The following is a 260-nucleotide window of genomic DNA, read 5'->3' on the forward strand; positions in this document are numbered from 1 at the left end:
CGGGTCTATACCCTGCAACTCATTCGCCCAGTTAAGACTCGGTTTCCCTACGGCTCCCCTATACGGTTAACCTTGCTACAGAATATAAGTCGCTGACCCATTATACAAAAGGTACGCAGTCACCCCATAAAGAGGCTCCTACTGCTTGTACGTACACGGTTTCAGGTTCTTTTTCACTCCCCTCGCCGGGGTTCTTTTCGCCTTTCCCTCACGGTACTGGTTCACTATCGGTCAATCAGGAGTATTTAGCCTTGGAGGAT

1 rRNA gene is annotated in these 260 nt (G+C 49.6%); it reads right to left on the minus strand.

Going from position 1 to position 260, the window contains the following annotated elements:
* Nucleotides 1–260, minus strand: a 23S ribosomal RNA gene (locus NBG71_RS18765); the annotation flags it as partial.

This window comes from Proteus sp. FZP2095, assembly GCF_023701425.1.
GTDB classification, from domain to species: Bacteria; Pseudomonadota; Gammaproteobacteria; order Enterobacterales; family Enterobacteriaceae; genus Proteus; species Proteus cibarius.